The 19619-nt window shown below is 62.1% G+C and carries 15 protein-coding genes; 3 read left to right on the top strand and 12 right to left on the bottom strand.

Annotated elements, in window-relative coordinates; genetic code table 11:
• Positions 1-82 precede the first annotated feature (82 nt).
• The 4 genes from IPK59_06835 to IPK59_06820 all read right to left on the bottom strand — a co-directional run bounded on the left by IPK59_06835 (position 83) and on the right by IPK59_06820 (position 5066).
• On the bottom strand, positions 83-820 hold the full coding sequence (locus tag IPK59_06835; protein ID MBK8158482.1) for a PAS domain-containing protein: 738 nt from the start codon (positions 818-820) through the stop codon (positions 83-85).
• A 118-nt stretch (positions 821-938) separates the two neighbouring features.
• A complete protein-coding gene (locus IPK59_06830) occupies positions 939-2282 on the bottom strand; it encodes an NAD(P)/FAD-dependent oxidoreductase (protein ID MBK8158481.1) in 1344 nt (447 codons plus the stop codon).
• Positions 2283-2441: 159 nt separating this feature from the next.
• Positions 2442-3290: a phytanoyl-CoA dioxygenase family protein gene (locus tag IPK59_06825; protein ID MBK8158480.1), complete on the bottom strand. Its 849-nt coding sequence runs from the start codon at positions 3288-3290 to the stop codon at positions 2442-2444.
• Positions 3291-3350: 60 nt separating this feature from the next.
• Entirely contained in the window at positions 3351-5066 is a 1716-nt protein-coding gene (locus IPK59_06820) for an APC family permease (protein ID MBK8158479.1), read from the bottom strand.
• A 397-nt stretch (positions 5067-5463) separates the two neighbouring features.
• Between IPK59_06820 and IPK59_06815 the strand changes: the two genes are divergently transcribed.
• Positions 5464-6120 (top strand): hypothetical protein, encoded by a 657-nt coding sequence (locus IPK59_06815; protein MBK8158478.1) that lies wholly within the window; start codon positions 5464-5466, stop codon positions 6118-6120.
• Between the two features lie 183 nt (positions 6121-6303).
• On the opposite strand, the gene IPK59_06810 is transcribed toward IPK59_06815, so the two are convergent.
• Genes IPK59_06810 through IPK59_06790 form a run of 5 tightly spaced genes read right to left on the bottom strand, consistent with a single transcriptional unit; the run spans position 6304 to position 11482 of the window.
• Positions 6304-6720: a hypothetical protein gene (locus IPK59_06810; protein ID MBK8158477.1), complete on the bottom strand. Its 417-nt coding sequence runs from the start codon at positions 6718-6720 to the stop codon at positions 6304-6306.
• A gap of 10 nt (positions 6721-6730) precedes the next feature.
• A complete protein-coding gene (locus IPK59_06805; protein MBK8158476.1) occupies positions 6731-8113 on the bottom strand; it encodes an FMN-binding glutamate synthase family protein in 1383 nt (460 codons plus the stop codon).
• A 55-nt stretch (positions 8114-8168) separates the two neighbouring features.
• On the bottom strand, positions 8169-8978 hold the full coding sequence (locus IPK59_06800; protein ID MBK8158475.1) for a GXGXG motif-containing protein: 810 nt from the start codon (positions 8976-8978) through the stop codon (positions 8169-8171).
• 53 nt (positions 8979-9031) lie between these two features.
• Entirely contained in the window at positions 9032-9967 is a 936-nt protein-coding gene (locus tag IPK59_06795; protein MBK8158474.1) for a glutamine amidotransferase, read from the bottom strand.
• A 48-nt stretch (positions 9968-10015) separates the two neighbouring features.
• A complete protein-coding gene (locus IPK59_06790; GenBank protein MBK8158473.1) occupies positions 10016-11482 on the bottom strand; it encodes a glutamine synthetase in 1467 nt (488 codons plus the stop codon).
• Positions 11483-11799: 317 nt separating this feature from the next.
• Between IPK59_06790 and IPK59_06785 the strand changes: the two genes are divergently transcribed.
• On the top strand, positions 11800-12522 hold the full coding sequence (locus tag IPK59_06785) for a FadR family transcriptional regulator (protein MBK8158472.1): 723 nt from the start codon (positions 11800-11802) through the stop codon (positions 12520-12522).
• A 124-nt stretch (positions 12523-12646) separates the two neighbouring features.
• Here IPK59_06785 and IPK59_06780 read toward each other — a convergent pair whose 3' ends face one another.
• On the bottom strand, positions 12647-13987 hold the full coding sequence (locus IPK59_06780) for an FAD-binding oxidoreductase (protein ID MBK8158471.1): 1341 nt from the start codon (positions 13985-13987) through the stop codon (positions 12647-12649).
• Between the two features lie 201 nt (positions 13988-14188).
• Between IPK59_06780 and IPK59_06775 the strand changes: the two genes are divergently transcribed.
• Positions 14189-14521, top strand: coding sequence for a hypothetical protein (locus IPK59_06775; protein ID MBK8158470.1), 333 nt, complete (start codon positions 14189-14191; stop codon positions 14519-14521).
• On the opposite strand, the gene IPK59_06770 is transcribed toward IPK59_06775, so the two are convergent.
• Together IPK59_06770 and IPK59_06765 are read right to left on the bottom strand one after the other, a co-directional pair.
• Positions 14518-16128 (bottom strand): alkaline phosphatase D family protein, encoded by a 1611-nt coding sequence (locus tag IPK59_06770; GenBank protein MBK8158469.1) that lies wholly within the window; start codon positions 16126-16128, stop codon positions 14518-14520. The two genes, IPK59_06775 and IPK59_06770, sit on opposite strands and share 4 nt — an antisense overlap.
• 122 nt (positions 16129-16250) lie before the next feature.
• A complete protein-coding gene (locus tag IPK59_06765) occupies positions 16251-19556 on the bottom strand; it encodes an EAL domain-containing protein (protein ID MBK8158468.1) in 3306 nt (1101 codons plus the stop codon).
• Positions 19557-19619: the final 63 nt, after the last annotated feature.

The following is a 19619-nucleotide window of genomic DNA, read 5'->3' as shown; positions in this document are numbered from 1 at the left end:
CGAGTTTGTTGGCGACTGAAGAAAGTAAGTCGTGGGTGGTCCGCCTACGCGGACCATGACGATTAAATGCGGGCGAACAATATCAATGCCCGCCGCCGGGCACCGACAGCACTTCCTGCAACTCGTCCATCAGCTTGGTGATGCGTTCGGCGGAAGCGCCCGACGTGGTGGCCAGGGACTTGATCTCTTCCGCCACCACGGCGAAGCCCAGGCCCATCTCGCCGGCGCGGGCGGCTTCGATGCGGGCGTTCAAGGCCAGCATCTTCAAGGCGCGCAGCACTTCGAGGATGTTGCTGGTGTCCTTGACGATATGTTCCGAGATGGCGGCGATGCGGTCGATGAGGGCGCGGTTCTTCTCTTCGAGCTGCTTCCGTTCGGTGATGTCGATGATGAAGCCTTCGAGGAATTCGAGCTCGCCCGCCGCATTGAAGACACCGCCGCCGATCTCGTGCACCCAGACGGGTGCGCCCTGGCGCGGCATGATGCGGTAGTCGATGGTCCAGTTGCCGCGTACCTCGAGCGCCTTGCCCACGGCGGCATCGACGGAGGCGAGATCGTCGGGGTGGGTGATGGTGCTGTAGCCGCGCACCTTGTTACCGATGAAGTCGCTGGCCGGATACCCGCTCAACGCCTGGATGCCCTCGCTGATATAGAGCATCGTGTAGCTGGCATCGTTGCGGCAGCGATAGAGGAAGCCGTCCATGCGCCCGGTGATGCTGAGGAGGGCTGCGAGCCGCTCATCAACCGCGTTGTCCGAAGCGAGTCCGTCCCCCAACAGAGTCTCGTCGAGCATGGCATTTCCTGGTTCGAGCAATGTCATGGCTGTTCCTATTCCCTAGGACGCTCAACCGATGACGGGAAAATAAACCTTCCTGGTAAACAAATGGTAAGCGCGCGGTGCGCACACATCGCGCACCGCGATCCGATGAAACGGCTGTCTATTTCGCCTTGAGATAGCTCTCCAGTGAATCGTCCATGGCGGTGAGCCAGGGCGTGTGGTGCTTGGGCGAGACATTGCCGGTCATGACCGAGCGGTAGGAGTTGTTGCGGAAGCCCATGATGTCCTCCGCCTTGTGATGCTCCCACTCCATGAAGGTCTTGTTGACCGTCTCGATGTCGAAGCTCGGATAGTCGGTGAGGCCGATCAGGTCCTTCACATAATCGCCCTGGAACCAGATCATCTGCTCGGCATCGGCCAGTGTCTCTTCGCGCGCGCGCCAGGCGGCGCTGTCCTTGCGCATGTCGCTCAGCGCGGGGAGCGGCTGGCGCCCCAGGATGACGTCGCGCGAGTACCAGGCCTGGGCGTCGAACATGTTGAAGGTATAGAACTGGTCCTGCATGCCGATGTAGTGGAGCTTCGGATTGTCCTCCCAGACGATGCCCTTGTAGAGGCCGAGCGGCCACATGCGGTTCTCGGTCCGCAGGCGCAGCAGATCCTCGATGAAGGGGAAATAGTGCTGGTAGCCGGTGCACAGGATGATCGCATCGACCTCTTTCGAGGTGCCGTCCTTGAAATAGGCGGTCTTGTTCTCGACCCGCTGCAGGAGTGGCTTCTCCTCCCAATTGGCGGGCCATTTGAAGCCCATGGGACGGCTGCGATAGGTGTTGGTGATCGATTTGGCGCCGTATTTGTAGCATTGCGAGCCGATATCCTCGGCCGAATAGCTGCGCCCGACGATGAGGATGTCCTTGCCCTTGAACTCGACCGCGTCGCGGAAATCATGGGCGTGGAGAATGCGGCCGTTGAAATTGCGGAAGCCCGGGAATTCCGGCACATGCGGCGTCGAGAAATGGCCGGAGCAGACGATCACGTGATCGAAGGTTTCGGTGCTCATCGAATCCTTGTTGAGGTCATGGGCGGTGACGTTGAACTTGCCGCTGGCCTTGTCGAATTCGAGATTGCGCACCGGTGTGCGGAAGCGGACCCAGCCGCGCACGCCAGCCTTCTCGACGCGGCCCTTGATGTAATCCCAGAGCACCGCGCGGGGCGGGTAGGAGGCGATCGGGCGGCCGAAATGTTCCTCGAATGTGTAGTCGGCGAATTCGAGGCATTCCTTGGGGCCGTTCGACCAGAGATAGCGGTACATGCTGCCATGGACCGGCTCGCCAGATTCATCGAGGCCGGTGCGCCAGGTATAGTTCCAGAGGCCACCCCAATCCTCCTGCTTTTCGAAGCAGACCACCTCGGGGATGTCCGCGCCCTTGGCGGCGGCGGATTGGAAGGCCCGCAGGACGGCGGTTCCGGATGGACCAGCACCGATGACGGCAACGCGCTTCTTCATATGGGCTCCCCTGCACAAGGATGTCTTCAAGCGATGGGCGTGATCTCGAACCTCATTGGGCCGCGTGGGCATTGTTCCCGAAACATTACCCTAGGAAATGGCGGGCTTTCAACAAGCGCGTTACCAAAAGCGGACATCTTTCAACCAATTTTGGACCAATCAGGCAGCAAGCCAGGGGTCGAGCCAGGATGAGCGATAGCCGTCCTGCCGCCAGAGGATCGGGAAGTAGCTTTCATCCATGGTGAGGTCGCCCCGGCGGCGGTAGCGGCTGTAGATGTAGCTGATTTCCGTTTCATGAAAGCGGCAGTCCGATGAGAGGCAGTGCGAGACGAGCGCGCGGCGCGGCACGCTCGCACTGTTGGGACCGGAGCCGTGCCAGACACGGCCGTGATGGATGACGGCGTCGCCGGCGGAGACTTCGATCGGCACAATGTCGATCTTGCCGCCGGCTTCGGCTGCCGCATCGCGCAAGGTTGCGCGGTAATCGTCGGGGGCGTGGAACTTGCCCTTGGGTTGCGAGAGCGGCCACAGATGCGAGCCCCGCGCATATTCGATGGTGCCGCCGGTGGCGAGCGTCGCATCGAGCGGCATCCAGCAGGTGATGTAGCCGGCGGGGACGACCCAGTGGCAATAGCTGTCATCCTGGTGGAAGCCCAGCGACTTGGCACCTGGCGGCTTCCACAGAACATTGTCCTGGCCGATCCGGGCACCCGGCCAGCCACCCAGCCTGGCGCAAAGCTCACCGACCCTGGCGGAGAGGATGATGCGGGCGATTGTGCGGTCGGACTTCCAGCCATTGCAGATCTGGCGCGTGCGGTCGTACGCATCGCGGCCTTCCTGCCAGTTCCATTCATCAGGATAGAGGCCGGTCTCGAATTTGCCCTGGAACAGGGGCTCGATGCGGGCGCGGGCCGCCTCGATTTCGGCTGCGGAAAGCAGGCCGCGGATGATGACGAAACCGTCGCGGCGGAAGCTGTCGATGGTGGTGTCGTCGAGCAGGTCGGACATTGGTATCCAAAAAAGAAAAAGGGCGGGGTGGTGAGACCCCGCCCTTCTGACGTCGATTATCTACTCGAGCGTGAAGATCACGTTCGAGACGAGGACTACGATGACACCTGCGGCCAGGGTCACATAGGGCAGCATGCCGGCCTTCTTCTCACCGAGATGTCCGATATCGCGGATGCCGAGATCTTCGAGCATGCGACGCGGGAACTGGCCCTTGTCAGTAACATAGTGCCGGAACCAGAAGAACGGAATGATGACTGCGGCAAAACCGATGCCACACCACAGAGCGTAGGGATTCCATATCTTGGCACCAGCGCCCATGAAGACGGCGTTGACGAAGGCGAGGATGGTGCCGATGGCCAGGATGATCGTCGGCGCCTTGTAGGGGCGTTTGATATGGCCATTGTCGATGCGGTGAATCCAGCCCGCATTGAGGTTGAGGAAATTGAAGATGATGTAGCCGCAGTTCGACACCGCGAGGATGAAGAAATACGACGTGGCATCGGTGGCAGCGATCGCCAGCAGGACCAGGTTGACAACGAGATCGGTCCACATGGCACCTGTCGGCGCGCCATTGTGGTTTACGTGGCTGAGGAACTTGGGCAGCCAGCCATCTACTGATCCCTGGTAGAGGGTGCGCGAGGAACCCGCCATCGCTGTGATGATGATGAGCAGCAGAGAGGCGATCATCAAGATCACGAAGATCTTGTTGACGACCGCACCTCCGCCAACCATGAGGGCCATGGCGTTGGCGACCCCTGAGCCGTCGATGATGCCGGTTTCCAGCATCCCACCCAGGCCGAGATAGCCCTGGAAGGTGATCGGCACCAGGATGAACAGCACCAGGCACAGAAGGCCGGAATAAAAGATTGCCTTGAAGGTATCGGTTTCCGGATTCTTGAACTCGCTCGTGTAGCAGATAGCCGTTTCGAAACCATAGGTCGACCAGGCGGCAATGAACATGCCAGCGAGGACCAAGGTCCAGCCAGCGACGTTCCAGCTCCCCGGATCGGCCACATAGGGTACCGCCAGCGGCACGAAGGGCGAGAAATTATCGCTGTTGAAGTTGCCGTTCAGGAACGGCACCACGCCAACGACGAACAAGGTGATGACGATGATCAAGCCAACCACCGTCTGCACCTTGGCGGTGCCAAGGATGCCGCGATGCTGGATGAAGAACGCCACCAGCATCAAGGCCGCGCCAATGAAGAAGGTGGTGTTGAAGGACAGCGTGACGGTCGCTTCTGTAAAGGGCACCGGGATGCCGAAGAAGAGGTCGTTGAGGGCGTTGTGGATGGGCATCAGAGCTGCCGTGGCAGCCGCTTCGTCCATCGCTGTGCCGGCTGCGGCCGCTTCCGCCATCTTGGCGGCAATGGCCTCGGCCGCCGGTCCCGGTTCGACGATGCCAAGAATGTAGCCTGCGGCGATGACGGAGCCCAAGGAGAGCACGGGCGTCCAGGCATACCAGTTGCACCAGACCGAGAGCGGCGCGATGAACTTGCCGTATTTCAGCCAGGCTGCGGCACCGTAGACTGAGGCACCGCCCGATTTGTTCGGGAAGAGGCCAGCTATCTCGGCATAGGTGAAGGATTGAATAAAGCCCATCATCATGGAGACGGCCCAGATGGCGAAGGCCACATTGCCGACGGTCCCCGCAATACCGCCGATCGAGAAGAGCACGAGGGCCGGCACGCCGCTCGCCACCCAGAAGGCACCGCGCCAATCAATGGAGCGTACCAATTCGCCCTTGGCAGGGCCCGACATCGTTTCCGCAGACATCTTAGTTCCCCTCACTATTGATGATCAGTTTGCGATGCGGGGTATGTTCCTTGCCGACCTCATGCAGCGACCGTGCAGCCCCCGTTGCCGCCGATCCATTTCAGTGCGCGTCACCTCGATCACCGGTGCCATGAGGCCACCGGCTTTGGTTCGAATTGGTATGTTCTGCTGTGAAGGTGTTGCTCGCCGCCGCGCGCGACCGCGCCGACAAGGCGACACCCAGGGCCGAAGACTCGGCCGCGGGATAGTTCGTGATTACCGTTGTCAAACGCTGCAATCCCAAGCGATCTTCCCCCTCGCCGGTCACGCGTCGATCCTGAATCAACTCCTATAATGATGCGTCAATCTGTCCACCCAATCCAGCACAATCTCGCGCGCCTTGGTCCAGGATTGGTTGATGTCGCTGCTGCGGCGCGATATCGTGATCCCGGCGCAACGCGAGAGGTCGGGCATGGCGAAGCGGACTGACAAGGTGGTGCTGATCGGCGAGGCGGCGGCGCTGTTGCGCGAGGATTTCCTGCACTGGCAATGCCGATTGCGGCAGATGGCGATGCGCGAAGGCGGCGGGCGGCCCAGTGCCGGCATGCGGCCGCTCATCTTCTCGCGCGACGATGAGCAATTGGCCGGTGCCACGGTCGTGCTTCTGCACAAGGCGGAGGTAGAGGACTCAACCGCGTTCTTCCGCCATCAGGTGCTGAAGACGCAGGACCCGGTCGAACGCTGGGAAAAGGCAACCGAGCATATGGCGGCCGGCTATTTCCAGCGCTACCGTGATTTCGACGACACGCTCACGGCGCTGTTCGGCCCCTCGAACGCACTGGTCGACCAGTTGCTCAACCATGGCAAGATCAACCTGGAATTCTCGGAACTCAACCAGCGCTTCCGGCTGCTGTGCAAGGTCACTGAGCTTGCCGAGCACGATCTCCTCTATCAGGCGACCTATTGGCACAACCGCATGTTCAACCCGAACATCCCGGCCGGCGTGCGCATTCTGTCCTTTGCACCTGATTGGGGGCGGAGCGAGGGCGCGAGCGGGTTTGAGGAGGAGGAGTAACCTCGCTCGTCATGGTCGCGCAGGCGGACCACCCACGAGTTTCTATCCGCCGACCGGGTAGCCGCAGACAAATTCATGGGTGGTCGCCTGCGCGGACCATGACGATATAGTTGGGACGCACAAAAAATCCCCGCCGCAGGGTTATGCGGCGGGGCAGGACCTTGAGCTCTCGATATCGCGCGATCAGAACTTCCGGTAGGCCTTGTTGAGGTCGACCATCGGATGTTTCCTGGACATCTGGAACTTGATCAGCAATTCGCGCGCGATCATGTCGCGGTCCTGCTGGTTGTCGGGTAGTTTCAGGTCCTGGGGCACCGTGACCCAGCCGTTGACGTTGCGGTCGAAGATCGCGGGCTCGCCCTCCTCGTATCCCATGTGGACGTCCTCGAGCCAGTTGAGGTCGTCCCAGCCCATGAATTCCAGATACTTCTTCAGGAACGGGGTGAGGCGCGCATAATCCGGGACGAGGTTGACGTCATAGCGATAGCCGATGTGTTGGCCGATTTCCTTTTCGCGGGATGAATCGAGCCCATCGCCTTTGAGATACTTGTCGACATCTTCCTTGCCGCTGGTCTTGGCCACAGGCTTTTTCTCTGCCATCGGTGCCTCCTTAGTAACGGGTCATGTCGGGACGGCCGACCGTGTGTTGCGAACCGGCGAGCGGGACCTGGGCCAAGGCCGAGGCTTCCATGGTGAGAGCCGCGAGATCCTCGGGCTCCAGGGAATGCACATTGGTCTTGCCGCAGGCACGCGCCATCATCTGCGCTTCGATGGTGAGGCAGTGCAGGAAGTTATAGACCCGCTCCGCCGCTTCATCCGGATCCAACCGCTTGCGCAAGATCGGGTCCTGGGTCGCGACGCCAACCGGGCAGCGGCCGGTATGGCAGTGATAGCAATAGCCGGCCTCGCAACCGATCTCCTTGGGGAAGTCGGCTTCGGGAATGTCCTTGTTGCAGTTCAAGGCCATGAGGGCCGAGTGACCGATGGCGACCGCATCGGCGCCGAGTGCCAGGGCTTTTGCGACGTCGCCGCCGTTGCGGATGCCGCCGGCATAGACAAGGCTGATCTCGCCGGTCTTGCCCACATCGTCGAGCGCCTTGCGAGCCTGGCGGATGGCGGCGATGCCGGGAACGCCGGTTTCCTCGGTGGCGATGTGCGGGCCGGCACCGGTGCCGCCCTCCATGCCGTCGATATAGATGCTGTCAGGGCCGGTCTTTGCCGCCATGCGCACGTCGTCATAGACGCGGGCTGCACCCAGCTTCAACTGGATGGGAATTTCCCAATTGGTGGCTTCGCGGATTTCCTGGATCTTCAGCGCGAGATCGTCAGGCCCCAGCCAATCGGGATGACGGGCCGGCGAGCGCTGGTCGATACCGGCGGGGAGCGAACGCATTTCAGCAACCTGGTCGGTCACCTTCTGCCCCATCAAGTGACCGCCGAGACCGACCTTGCAGCCTTGTCCGATGAAGAATTCGCAGGCATCGGCCAATTGCAGATGGTGCGGGTTGAAGCCGTAGCGCGACTGGATGCACTGATAGAACCATTTCGAGCTGAAGCGGCGCTCGTCGGGGATCATGCCGCCTTCGCCGGAGCAGGTCGCGGTGCCGGCCATGGTGGCGCCGCGGGCGAGTGCGATCTTGGCCTCGTAGGACAGCGCGCCGAAGCTCATGCCCGTCACATAGACCGGAATGTCGAGCACCAGCGGCCGCTTGCATTTCGGGCCGATGATGGTCTTGGTCTCGCACTTCTCGCGGTAGCCCTCGATCACGAAGCGGGTGAGGGTGCCGGGCAGGAAGGTGAGGTCGTCCCAACTCGGGATCTTCTTGAACAGCGAGAAGCCGCGCATGCGGTAGCGGCCAAGCTCGGACTTGATGTGGATATCGTCGATGACGGTCGGCGGGAACATGAAGCTGTTGCCAAGGCGCGAGGTGTCGCGCGAAAGCGGCTTCTTGGTCTTGGGTTCGGTGGCCGGAGCCTTCTTCTCTTTTGCCATCTGGCTATTCCTTGTCTGATCAGGTGAACCTGAAACGCGGGAGCTGTATTCTTCGTTACAGGATCAGCTTCTTCTCCGACGGCTCGAGATTGTCGTAGTTCCAGAGCTGCTTGCCGGCGACGATCTTGGTCATGTTCTTGACCCCGTTCGGCGCTTTCATGCCGTAGAGCTTGAGTTTCGCTTCCATCCACTTGCAGTCGAGCTCGTTCATCTCGCCCGGCACGGCGTCGACGCCAAGTCCGGCGATCTTGCCGCCGACATAGATGGTGCCGTCATACATGGAATCGCCGAGATTCTTGCCGGCATCGCCGAGGATGACCATGCGGCCGCGCTGCATCATGAAGCCGCAGAAGGCGCCGCAGCGGCCACCGACGATGATGGTGCCGCCCTTCTGGTCGATGCCCATGCGGGCGCCGACATCGCCCTTGCAGACGAGATCGCCGCCGCGGATGGCGGCACCGAAGGTGGAGCCGGCGTTCTTCTCGATGACCACGGTGCCGGCCAACATGTTCTCAGCACACGACCAGCCCACGCGGCCTTTGATATGGATGTTCGGGCCGTCGACCAAGCCGCAGCCGAAATAGCCGAGACTGCCTTCAATCTGCAGGTTGAGCTTGTTGAGAATGCCGACCGCGATCGCATGCTTGGCGCCCGGATTGCGGATGACGATGGTGCCGTAGCCCTGTTTCATCAACTCGCGGATCTTGAGATTGATCTCCGTGGTCGACAGCTTGTCGGCGTCGAACTCGGCACGCTTGTTGAAATCGACGTCATAGGCGCCGGGATAGGTGAAGTTCTCCTCCTCGGTGGGCGAGAAGAAGCGTTGCTGGGTGCGGCCCGAGAGCTTCTCGGTATGCATGCCCATTTCATGTGACTGGGTGCGAGGCCTGGTCGGTCTTGCCTCTCTTGTGATCCTGATTACCGCTTCCAGACGCGCACTTCGCCCTCATAGGGGTCGAAGGTGTCGATCTCGTGCGGGAACACGCTGCGAATGGCGACTTCCTCCGAGGCGAGGCCGATGAAGGTGTCGCTTTCGTAAAGCACCATGGGCTTCGCTGCCATGACGTCCTTGGCCATGCCGAGGCTGTCGGCGGTCGCCACCAGATAGGTGAAGACACCGTCGAGCTCGTCGATGGAGTCCGTCATCGCGTCCTTGAGGTCGGCGCCCTGCTGCATCTTGTCGGCGAGATAGACGGCGATGAGTTCGCTGTCGCAGTTCGACATGAAGCGGTGGCCGCGACGCTCAAGACCGCGCCGTCCGGTCCAGTAATTGGTGAGCTGGCCGTTATGAACGACGGAGACGTCGGCGAAGGGATAGGCCCAATAGGGATGGGCCGAGCGGATGTCGACATCCGATTCGGTCGCCATGCGCGTATGACCCAGCGCATGGCTGCCCTTGAAGCCCTTGAGGTGATAGGCGCCCGACACATCGGCGGCGTCGCCCAGATCCTTGATCAGTTCCAGGCCATAGCCCAGCGACAGGATCTCGGCACCGTCGATATCCTCGATATAGTTGGCGAGCTTCTTTTTGTCGCCGCCGAAATCGAGGGTATAGCGGAAGGCGTATTCCGTGGCGTCTTCCGCCTGGACGATGGTCGCGCCCAGTTCCTTCAGGCGCTTGTCGACCTCCGCCTTGCGCTGGATGACCTGGTCGTGGATCTTGAAGCCATGCTTCATATCCTCCTGCTCGGCCACCTTGAAGCGCATGATCAAGGTGTTGCCCTTGGGGCTGCCATAGAGCGCAAAGCCGGTCGAATCAGGCCCACGATGCTTGAGGCTTTGCAGCATCGCGGTCATTTCGGTGCCGATGTCACCGGTCGTGCCGCGGTGGATCAATCCTGCGATCCCACACATTGTCGTTCTCCTTAGTTTATCCGCTGGAGAAGAGGGTAACCCTGCCCCTTAGGGCAGGATGTCCCAGTATTGCTCCAGATCCCAATCGGTGACGGTGGCCATGAACTTTTCATGTTCGTCACGCTTGTAGTGCATGAAGACGCGCATCATGTCGCCCGGCAGCGCCGAGTTGATGACCTTGTCGTTCTCGAGATGATCGAGCGCCTCGCCGAGGCTCATCGGCAGCTTCTTGACCTTCTTGCCGGCGGCGATCGCCTCATACATGTTGCGCTCTTCCGGCTCGCCCGGATCGAGCTTGTTGGTGATGCCGTCGTCGAAGGCCTTGAGCAGCGCCGCCGCCATCAGATAGGGGTTCACCGCGGCGTCGACCGAGCGGTATTCGAAGCGGCCAGGTGCCGAGATGCGCAGCGCGCAGGTGCGGTTCTGATAGCCCCAATCGGCAAAGACCGGCGCCCAGAAACCGGTATCCCACAGGCGGCGATAGGAGTTCACCGTGGAGGAGCCGATCGCGGTCAAGGCATTCAGATGCTTGATCACGCCGCCGATCGAATAGAGGCCGATGGGACCTGGCTTCCCGCCCTGCTTGCCGGGCATGAAGGTGTTCTCGCCGCCCTTCCGATAGGAGAAGACATCCTTCTGGCCGGGGAGGGGGCTGAGATGCTGGTCGTTGATCTTGTCCTCGCCACCGGTCCACAGAGAGAGATTGTGATGGCAGCCCGAGGCCGAGACGCCCATGAAAGGCTTGGGCATGAAGCAGGCGATGAGATTGTGCTCGCGGGCGACCTGGGCGCAGACCTGGCGATAGGTCGTGAGCCGGTCGGCTGTGCGCAGGCAATCGTCATACATCCAGTTGAGTTCCAACTGGCCGGGCGCATCCTCGTGATCACCCTGGATCATGTCGAGGCCCATGGCCTGTGCGTATTCGATCACCTTCATGAAGACGGGGCGCAGGCTTTCGAACTGGTCGATGTGATAGCAATTTGGTTTGGAGAAGCCGCCATCGGGCAATCCGTTATCGCCCTTCTTCAGCCACATCATCTCCGGCTCGCAACCATGCCTGAGATGCAGGCCCTTATGCTTCTTCTTGAATTCGTCGTGGATGATGCGGAGATTGCCGCGGCAGTCCGAGCTGAGATGGCCGCCCGGATTCTCGCGCTCCTCGCGATTGCGGAAGCAGGTGCAGAAGACGCGTGCGACGCGCTTGTCCCAGGGCAGCTGGACGAAGGTCTCGGGGTCGGGAATGCCGACCAGCTCCGAGGCTTCCGGGCCATAGCCGATATAGTTCTTGCGGCGGTCGACGAATAGATTGGCGGTCGAGCCGTAGACCAGCTGGAAGCCTTTTTCGGCGACCGTTTCCCAATGGTCGGCGGGTACGCCCTTGCCGACGATGCGGCCGGTCACGGAAACGAATTGATAGTAGATATACTTGATACCGAGTGCGTTGATCTGGGCGCGGACTTGTTTGACGAGTTCTTTGCGCCCTTTTTGTGCGACGTGTGCCTCAAGGTCAGTCATATCACCCTCCCCAAAAACGGCAGAGCCTCAGCCGCCGTTGATCGATGCCGGGACGTTCCCGGCATACCGCGTAAGTTCGTTGCTGCAACAACTCTTCTTCTTGCACCGGACCGATCTTTTGACGTCGGTTCCGGCATCCTTCGCGGGCGATGGGGAATGGGCCTTGGGTGTCTTTCGCACTCTCCGTTTTCGACAGTCGTTGGCATCAGGCTGGCGGGTGTGACTGTCGGCGATTGACCGGTTGGCTACCCCACTCGCATAATCCAGTCTTGCATGGCGGTTCGGGACTGCCAACCAATTTTTTCAAAGGATCAGAATTGGGCCGAATTGGTACACCAGCCAGCGACGCCGGCAGCCTGCCGGTCGATTCCAACCGCGGTTCGGTCTGGATCGCCGGGCAATTGCGCCAGGCGATCATTGCCGGCACCTACAAGCATGGGGAAAAGCTGCCGGCTGAGCGGCATCTGGCCGACGCCTTCGATGCCAGCCGCACGACGGTGCGCCTGGCGCTCGATCAATTGGAACAGGAACGGTTGGTGACGCGACGGGTCGGCAGCGGCACCTTCGTCAACCATCGGGCGGTTTCGGACCTCGACAACATCGCCGATTCGACCTCGCCGTTGGAGCTCATCGAGGCGCGGCTCGGCATCGAGCCGCATATGACGCGGCTTGCGGTCCTCAATGCCACCAATCGCGATATCGAAAAGATGACGGAAGCGATCGAGCGGGCGGAAGAAGCCGGCGACGATGCGACCGTGTGGACGGAATGGGACACGCAGTTCCATCTGCTGCTGGCGGAGGCAAGCCACAACCGGCTCATCCTGTGGCTCTACCAGCATGTGAACGAGATCCGCTCACATGATCAATGGGCCTCCATGCGCGACAAGGTGCTGACACCGGCGCGCATCGCCGAATACAACCGCCAGCACCGGGCCCTGCTCGGTGCCATCGCCAGCCGCGATGTGGAAGGGGCGGCGGCGATGGTGACGAGCCATCTCCACTTCGCGCGGCGGCAGTTGATGGGGATCGAGGGGGCTTAAGCTCGACCCGTCGCTCACCCCCTCACCCTGACCCTCTCCCGCAAGGGGAGAGGGAATGAGGTGCCGAGGGCAGTAATTGTCAAAGTTGAAGACTATTGCAGGGCGCGCGTTGGGGTGAGGGGGCTCAGCTCCACGGAAACGGCGAGTTCGAGGTCGGATGCAGTTTGCCTTCGGCAAAGCGCGAGAAGCGGAACGGGCGGAGGAGTTCGTCGCCCATGCCGCAGATATCGTCCGCAACCAGCTTGCCGACGCCGATCATCTTATAGCCGTGGTTGCTGTCGGCGATGATGTAGACGTTCTCGGCGAACTTGTCGAAGACGGGGAAGCTGTCCGCGGTGAAGCAGCCGATGCCGCCCGAGGGCTCCTTCTTGTATTTCGACATGGTGCCCATGAAACGCTTCTGGCAGAAGGCCAGAGCCGACACCCACATATGCGCAAAATCGTCGCCGACGATGAATTCGGGGCTGTCCGGGCCGTAGGGGTCGACGCGCACCTTGTCGAGGGCGGTCGGCACCTTGAACGGCATGGCGCCGCCCTGGATGCCGCCAAAATGGAAGTCCGGCTTGTAATAGATGCCCCACAATTTGTCGGTGATGAGCGAGCCGTCCTCGTCGGAATAAAGCGGCGCGTCGGTATCGACATGGATGACCGGCGGCATCTTGCCGTCATTGGTCTTCTGATGGTCGGGATCGACGCCGAGCGTGCCTTCCTGCAGCGACCAATAGACCCACATCGGCACGTTCTCGTGCATCTTGCCGTCCTTGCCCTTGATCGAGATCGCGTCGGGGAGATCCAGCATCTTCCAGACCGAGCGGACCCAGGGACCCATGCCGGCGATGACATAGTCGCACTTGATGTCGCCCTGGTTGGTTTCGACCGCGGTGACGGCGCCCTTGCCGTCGCGCTTCAGGCCCTTCACTTCGATTCCGGTGACGATGCGGACACCCTCGGCCTCGGCCTTCTTGGCGAGGCCATACATGGCGGCGGTGTTGTTGGCATAGCCGCCCTTCTTCTCATGGAGGACCGAGGTGATGCCCTTGGCCTGCCAATCGTCGAAGATGCCCTTCATATAGGTCATGCAATCCTTCTCGCCATCGATGAAGCTCGACGTGTAGCCGATCTCCTTCTGCTGGGCGTAGATCGAGGCCACGTCCTGGTGCATCACCTCGGGGCTGATCTGCATGTAGCCAACCGAGTGGTAGGAGAAGGCTTCCGGATCGCTTTCCCAGACACCCACCGAATGCGCCATCAGGCGGCGCATGGCGGGCTGGAAGTAGTTGTTGCGCACGACGCCGCAGGCGATGCCCGAGGCACCGGCCGCGATCGACGTCTTGTCGACGATGAGCACGTCGGCACCGGAACCCTTGCCGGTTTTGCGGAGGTTTTCCGCAAGATGCCAGGCCGAGGAGAGACCGTGGATGCCGGCACCGATGACGACATATTTGACGTGGGCGGGAAGGGCCATGGGACGGATGCTCCGGGCTTGGGATGGACTGATGGGTGAAGCTTGCGCTTGGCGGCGCTGGTCGATATCGCAAAATCGTCATATGATGCCAATAATTCGTCATGCCTAATCGACCGCCCGGCACCTTGATCGAGCGCAAGACCGCCCGCGCGGCGAATCGCCTATACTGTCCCTGGGTCAACCCGATCGGGCAGGGTCATCATGAGCGAAGACGATATCGAGGCGCCACGGGACGGCATCATCGCGACGCTCGGCCGGCGCAACATCGCCTATGTGGCGTTCGTGATCATCCTGGTGCCGACCGCCCTGCTGCTGGAGGCGGGTGGCCCCAGCGGGCCGGATGCCGGCGGTGGCATCATGCTGGGGATCATCGTCTGGGCGATGGTGTCGCTGGTGTTCTTCCTGGTCAATGCCGTGCAGTTGATCATCGCGCTGGCCAAGGGCCGCGCCGCCCGCAAGCCGCTCATCGGCTGCCTGCTGCCGATCCTCCTCATCCTCGGCACGCTGCTGGCCGAGAAGATCATGCTGCGCTAGACGGCGACAGCGCCGGCCACGCCGTCCTCCATGACGAAGCTTTTCAGGGTAGCGATGCCGGCAGCCGGGTCCGTCACGTCACTCACACTTCGGAAATCGGTGGTGAGGCGGCCGGCCTTGATCTCGACCCTGGCATAGCCGCGATGGCGGCTTTCGGCAAAATGGATATGCGCGTGGTCGCGGCGCTTGCCGTCGAGATGGTCCTGCGGCGGGCCGTCCGAGGTGATGGATGAGGTGATGAACTCGGTGGCGATCACCGGGGCCTGCCCGTCGCGAACATCGAGCTTCAGATCATTGTTCCAGAAGGAATGGATATCGCCGCCGAAGACGACCGGATTGCGCGTCCCGGCCAGTTGCCGCAGCAGCCGCGCGCGGGCGGCGGGATAGCCGTCCCAGGCATCGGTCCAGGCGGTGAGCGTGCCGTCCGCCTGTTCCGTGCCCAGTTGCGCCATGATGACGTTCTGCGCCAGCAGGTTCCAGCGCGAGGGGCTGGTCGCCAGATTCCCCTGCAGCCATTTCTCCTGATGGTGGCCCAGCATCGAGCGGGCGGGATCGATCAGCTCCGGGCAGGTGACGCTGTCGACCAGATGGCCGCCGCCGCGGTCGGGCGGGCCGGCGCAGGCGCCGCGCGAGCGGTATTGACGGCCATCCAGCAGCGAGATGCGGGCGAGGTCGCCGATGGTGATGCTGTCATGGATGCGCAAGCCATCGGCCGTCGGCCGCCAGCGCAAGGGCATGTGTTCGTAGAAGGCCTGGTAGGCCGCCTGGCGGCGTTGCAGGAAGATGCCGGGGTCGATGAGCGTCTCCGACCAGCGGCCTGCATAATCGTTCTCGACCTCATGATCGTCCCAGGTGATGAGGGTCGGCGCCGTCGCGTGCAGGCGCTGCAGGTCCGGATCCTGGCGGTATTGCGCATAGCGGCGGCGATAGCCGTCCAGCGTGGTGGGCACGGCATGATCGCTGTGGCGGCGCTGAACCGGCCGATGCTGTTCGACCTGCTCATAGATGTAGTCGCCCAGCATCAGGACGAGATCCGGCTGCTCGTCGGCGAGATGCCGGTAGGCACTGAAGAAGCCGCGCTCATAATTGGCGCAGGAGGTGAAACCGAGGCGCAAGGTATCGGTGGGCCTACCTGCCTGTGGCAAGGTGACGGCGCGGCCGATGGCGGTTTCATGATCGCCGAGGCGGAAGCGATACCAATAGGGGCGGGCCGGATCGAGACCACCCACCTCAAGATGCACGGCATAGGCAAAGGCAGGATCGGCAAGGGTGCTGCCATGGCGGACGATGCGCCGCATCTGCGGATCGGTTGCGATGGCGTAGTCGACGGCGATGCCGGCATCATGGTCACGGTGCTCGATGCCGCCCGGCGCTTGCGGGTCAGCCGACAGCGGATCCGGTGCCAGCCGGGTCCAGAGCACGAAGCCGTCGTCACGCGGGCTGCCGGCGGCGATGCCGAGGGTGAAGGGGTTGGACTGGCCCCTGAGCGGGTTGCGGCCGGCGCGATAGGCGTAATAGGGCGCGAAGTTGGCGAGGCCGCTGCTGGAGAGCGCAAAGCCGGTCGTGATGGTGCCGGCGGCAATCAGAAATCTGCGGCGGGAGTGCATCCCCTGGCGTCTCGCTGTGGTGTTCTGGGATCAGCCACAGAAATACGACCGGTTCGTGACGGGGAGAGGAACGCTTTCGAGTCAGTTATGAGTCAGCGCGGCTGCAGGGATGTGACGGATGATCAGGCCGAGAGGGCGGGTGCCGACAACACGCCGCGCCGCAGGAGGGCGTCGATCTCCGACGCCGGCAAGGGCCTGCTGAAGAGATAGCCCTGGGCGAATTCGCAGCCTTGCTCCTCGAGATAGGCAAGCTGTGCCTCGGTCTCGACGCCCTCGGCGATGGAGTCGAGGCGAAGGTTGCGGGCGAGGCCGATGATGGCGGAGGTGATCTCCATATCAGCCGGATCGGTCGAGAGATCGCGCACGAAACTCTGGTCGATCTTCAGCTTGCTGATCGGAAAGCGCTTGAGATAGGCGAGCGAGGAATAGCCGGTGCCGAAATCGTCGATCGCCACCCGCGCACCGAGATTGCGCAAGGCGGCCAGCCTGGTCTCGGCACCGACGCCCTGCTCGATGAGGGCGCTTTCGGTCAGCTCCAGTTCGAGGAAATGGGGGGCGAGGCCGGTCTCCCGCAGGATGTCACCGACAATGACGTCAATGTCGGGAAGGTGGAACTGGCGTGGCGACAGGTTGACGGCAACCGTCCCAAGATCGTGGCCAGCATCGCGCCAGACTTTCATCTGCCGGCACGCCTCGCGCAGGACCCAATCGCCCAGCGGCAGGATGATGCCGGTTTCCTCGGCGAGCGGAATGAACTTGCCGGGGGGAACCAGGCCATTGCCCGGCTCCTGCCAGCGCACCAGGGCCTCGAAGCCGATGATGCGCCGATCCTTGATGCGGACCAGTGGCTGGTAGTGCAGCAGGAATTCGTTGCGCTCGATAGCGCGGCGCAGTCGACGTTCCAGGCTGAGGCGTTCATTGGCCTTGTCGGTCAGGGCGGCGGTATAGAAGCGGTAGATGCCGCGTCCTTCTTCCTTGGCCCGGTAGAGGGCGGCGTCGGCGTTCTTCACCACCTCGTCGGCCTCGCTGCCGTCATCGGGGAAAATGCTGATGCCGATGCTGGTGCCGATATAGACTTCGTGGCCGCCGGTGAGGGCAAATGGCTCATCGAACTGTTCCAGCAGGATCTGCGCGAGGTTGGCGGCGGCGTTGGAATCCTCGATGTCTTCCACGAGGACCAGGAATTCGTCACCGCCGAGGCGCGCCAGCGTGTCGCTTTCGCGCAGACGATGGCCGAGGCGCTTGGTCACGGCGAGCAGCAACTCGTCGCCCGCCGGATGGCCCAGACTGTCGTTTACGTTCTTGAAGCGGTCGAGGTCGAGGAACAGGACGGCGCCCATCCGCTTCTTGCGCCGCGCGACCTGGATCGCGTGGGAGAGGCGCTGCATGGCCAGCATGCGGTTGGGCAGATCGGTCAATGGATCATGATGCGCCATGTGCACGAGGCGCGATTCGGATTCCTTGATGCCGGTGATGTCGACGAAGGTGCCGACATAATTGATGGGCTCGCCGGCCGCATTCCGTACCGCGCTGATGGTGAGGAATTCGGGATAGGGTTCGCCGCTCTTGCGCCGGTTCCAGATCTCGCCCTGCCAGAATCCGTTGCGGTCGATGGTCAGCCACATATCGCGATAGAAATCAGCATCGTGCTGGCCGGATTGCAGGAGGCGCATGTTACGGCCGACCAGCTCGCTTTCCCCATAGCCGGTGATGCGCTGGAAGGATGGATTGACGGCGACGATCATGCCACGCGTGTCGGTAACGACGATGCCTTCCTGCGTGTGGCGGAAGACGGCTTCGGCCTGGCGCAGATGCGCCTCGGCGTTCTTGCGTTCGGTGATGTCCATGGTGACGTTGATCAGATAGTCGGGTTGCCCCATATCGTCGCGCACCAGGGAGGCGGAGATACCGATCCAGACCTTGCTGCCATCCGGTCGCGTCGCGTGCCGCTCGCCGTGATAGGTGTTGCGTTCGCCGCGCCTGAACTGTTCGAAGATGGCGAGGTCGCCTTCCTGGTCCGCGGCCGGGTTCTGCGCGATGGCGTGGCCATCGCGCAGCTCCTCAAGGGTCTTTCCCTGGATCCGGCAATATTCGCGGTTGGCCTGGAGGGTCTTGCCGTCGAGGTCGATATGAGCGATGCCGACGGCCGCCTGTTCGAACGTGTCGCGGAATTTCACGGTCGCCAGTTCAGCGGCCTGGCGCTGGGCGACGGTTGCCAAGGCCGCTTGCAGGCGACGCCGCTGCCAGAGATAGGCGATGACGGCGATGAGCGCGATCAACCCGGCCAGGGTGGCGATGCTGGTGAAGATGGTGGCGGCGGGTATTCCGCCCAGGGCAAGGTCGCGATCGAGCTTGGCGATCAACACCCAATCCGTTCGCGGCACGGAAAGGGCCGCCGCCAGTACCGGCGCGCCGCGATAGTCGATGCCGTCGATAAGCTGCTCGCCCTTGAGGAGATAGCGCACGACCGGCGCATCCGCCTGGTCGAGGGGAATCGACAGGTTCAGCGCGCTATCCGGCTGACCGGGCAGCGCGTTGAGGACCACGGCTCTGTCACCGTCGCGGCGACCAAGCACAAGTTCGCCCTGTTGCCCCGGCATCGGCCAGCTGGAGAGAAACGGGTCGATGAAATCAGCGGCGCGCAGGTCGAACAGCATGATATCGCGGTCGTGCTCATGCATCCCGGCGTCGGATGGCAGCGGCACGGCGAAGGCGAGATGGACTTTCTTGTCGCGGGCTTCGCGGTAGAGATCGACAAAGATGGCTTTACCCGCGTCATGGGCACGGGCGGCGACGGCCGCAAGATCGAGCGAGATATGACGATCGGGGTTGGTGGTCATTTCAACCCCGCCCGCGCCGTCGACGAGCGTGATGCGGGCGAAGCCATGGATGTTCTTTGCCTGACGCAGGGCACGGAGGAGATCGTCGCGCGCCTGGACATCACCAGTTGCGTGCCAGTCCCGCAGGACATTGCGCAACAGCAGGTTCTGCGCGACCGCTTCGGAATCGGCGCGCCGCTCGGTCAGCCACTGCGAAAGTCCGGTTACTTTGAGGCGCGCCACGGCGTGGAGGTCTTCGAGCCCACGCTGGCGCAACGAGTCGAGCTGGCTGCGATAGCTGATGAAGGCAACGAGGGCCACTGCCACGATCAAGGCAGCGACGGCGGTCAACTCCACGGCCGGTGATCGACGCCGGGCGATCTCGGGTTTGGGCACATTTTCGCCGGGCAGGAAACGCAACGTCAGCAGGAGGAGCGTCGACGTGACGGCAACGAAACCCAGGCCCTTGATCGTGCTAAAGGCCTTGCTGAGCTCCGGGTCGACAAAGCCGCCAAGCAGGTTGTCGGAGGCCAGAATCCACAGACTGGCCCCTATTGCATAGGCTGCTGTGATGATCAGGGTGAGGCGCAGGCGCTTGTCCAGCTTCATGGTCCGGCAAAGGCTAGCGGACGCCTGTAAAAATCGCGTTAAAGGTTTGAATTCCCAGCAAGG

It is taken from the genome of Rhodospirillaceae bacterium, assembly GCA_016712715.1.
Lineage (GTDB): Bacteria > Pseudomonadota > Alphaproteobacteria > Dongiales > Dongiaceae > Dongia.
This window is presented reverse-complemented; position numbering and strand designations above follow the sequence as displayed.